The sequence below is a fragment of the Georgenia sp. genome (assembly GCF_054605595.1).
On record NZ_JBTSDU010000219.1, the window covers coordinates 1 to 2313 of the forward strand.

Annotated in this window: 3 protein-coding genes; all 3 read right to left on the minus strand. The window is 71.2% G+C overall.

Annotation, left to right across the window (positions count from 1 at the left end; genetic code table 11):
- A partial coding sequence (locus ACYC1Z_RS15075; protein WP_461410327.1) for a glycerate kinase occupies positions 1 to 1040 on the minus strand: 1040 nt, incomplete at its 3' end.
- Between the two features lie 23 nt (positions 1041 to 1063).
- Positions 1064 to 1870, minus strand: a complete 807-nt coding sequence (locus ACYC1Z_RS15080) for a hydroxypyruvate isomerase family protein (protein WP_461410328.1) — start codon at positions 1868 to 1870, stop codon at positions 1064 to 1066.
- Positions 1871 to 1900: 30 nt separating this feature from the next.
- Positions 1901 to 2313: thiamine pyrophosphate-dependent enzyme (locus tag ACYC1Z_RS15085; protein ID WP_461410329.1), on the minus strand; the 413-nt coding region annotated here is incomplete at its 5' end.

The window sequence follows — 2313 nt, forward strand, 5'->3', positions numbered from 1 at the left end:
GCGAAGACCTCCGCGATGCCGACCGAGCGGGCCTCCTCCTCGCTGAGCGAGTTGCGTCCGCACACGGCAACCACGGGAACCTGCGCGCGTCGGGCTGCTCGCGCGACGCCGACCGGGGCCTTGCCCTGAAGCGTCTGGCGGTCCAACGACCCTTCCCCGGTGATGACCAGCCGTGCGCCGTCGAGCTCGTCGGTGAAGCGGACGAGGTCGAGAAGGAGGTCGATCCCGGGCCGCATGCGCGCTCGGAGGACCGCCATCGCGGCGAACCCCACCCCACCGGCAGCACCGGCGCCCTCCCGGCCGGACTCGTCCATCCCCGTGACCTCGGCGACCACCTGGGCCCAGCGGGCCAGCCCCGCCTCGAGGTGATCGGCCACCGGCCCGTTGGCGCCCTTCTGGGCGCCGTAGACGGCGACGGCTCCGCTGGGTCCCAGCAGAGGGTTGTCCACGTCGCTGGCGAGGACGATGTGCGCGTCGCCGAGTCCGCTGTGCAGGCCGGAGAGGTCGAGTCGTGCCAGCTCGGTGAGAGCGCCGCCCCCGCGCGGCAGCTCGTGTCCCGCGGCGTCCAGCAGGACCCCGCCGAGAGCGGCGATCATGCCCGCCCCCCCGTCGCTGCTGGCACTGCCGCCGACCGCGATGATCAGGTCGCGGTACCCGGCATCCAGGGCCGCAGCGACCACCTGCCCCACTCCGTAGCTAGATGCCGTCGAAGGCGCGGGGCGCGCATCGGGAAGCCTGACGAGGCCGCAGGCGTCGGCCAGCTCGATCACTGCCGTGTCGTCACGGACCACGAACGAGGTGCCGACGGGCTCCCCGGTGGGGCCGTCCACCGTCACTGGCACGGCGGTGAATCCGGCGGCGGTCAGCGCGTCGAGGGTGCCGTCGCCACCGTCCGCGACGAGGACCGTGCGAAGGGCGACCTCGGGGGCGCCGTCGCGAAGGCCGGCTGCGATGCGGTCGGCCACCTGACGCGCTGTGAGGCTGCCCTTGAACTTGTCGCTCGCGATGACCACATGTCCGCCCCTACCGGTGTTCTCCACTGCGCCTCCCGCCCTCCCCTCGGCTAGGCCCCGTCGGCGCGGAGCCAGCCGAAGGAGTCCTCGGTCCTGCCGCTCGGGACGTACTCGAGGGCCACCCAGCCGTCATAGCCGGCCCGCCGCACCCCGGCGACATACCCGGACAGGTCCAGACTTCCGGTGCCCGGCTCGTGCCGGCCGGGAGCGTCCGCGATCTGCACGTGGGCCGCGCGAGCGCCGTAACGCTCGACGACCCTTGCGAGATCGTCGCCGTTGGTGGCCAGGTGGTAGAAGTCGCACAGGAACCCGACGTTCTCCACGGCGTGCTCGTCCCGGACCCGGTCGATGACGGAAATCACGTCGTCGGCGGTGAGCAGCGGATACCCCTCGGAGCCGCTGACGGGCTCGAGCAGCACCGTCCCGTCGATGGGCGCGACGGCCCGCGCGGCGAACGCGAGGTTCTCCGCGGCCACCGTGTCCTGCGCGGCGGTGTCCGCGTCGGGTACGCGGTTGCCGTACAAGGCGTTGAAGGCTCGGCACCCGAGGTCGCGGCCGATCCCGGCGACTGCTGCCGCGTTGTCCCGGAACTCGTCGACCCGGCCGGGGTGGGACACGATGCCCCGCTCGCCCGCAGCCATGTCACCGGCGAAGAAGTTCAGGCCGATCAACTCGACACCGGCGTCGCGGACCGCCCGTTCGAACTGCTCCACCTCGCCGTCGTCGGGCACGGCGGTGGGGAAAGGCCACCAGAACTCGACCGCGTCGAAGCCCGCGGCCTTGGCCGCGGCCGGGCGCTCTAGCAGCGGCAGCTCCTTGAACAGGATCGAACAGTTGACGGCATACCTGATGTCCATGAAGTTTCCTTTCGAATCAGTCGGCACCGATCAGACCGCGACCTCGACGCCGGCAGCGATCGGGATGGTCGCGGTCGGGGCGTCGTCGGCTCGTGCGGCGAGGACCTCGTGCTCCTGGACGCTGTCGAGGGCGGCCCCCATGGAGATGTTCGTGACCCGTTCGAGGATGACCTCGACGACCACGGGGACCCGGTGCTCCTTCGTCAGCTCCTGCGCCCGGGCGAACGCCGCAGGGAGCTCGTCCGGCCGGCGCACACGGATGGCCTTGCAACCCAGGCCTTCCGCGACCGCCACGTGGTCGACGCCGTACCCGTCGACCTCCGGAGAGTTGATGTTCTCGAAGGAGAGCTGGACGTTGTAGTCCATGTCGAACGCCCGCTGGGACTGGCGGATCAGTCCCAGGTAGGCGTTGTTGACGACGACGTGGATGTAGGGAAGGTTGA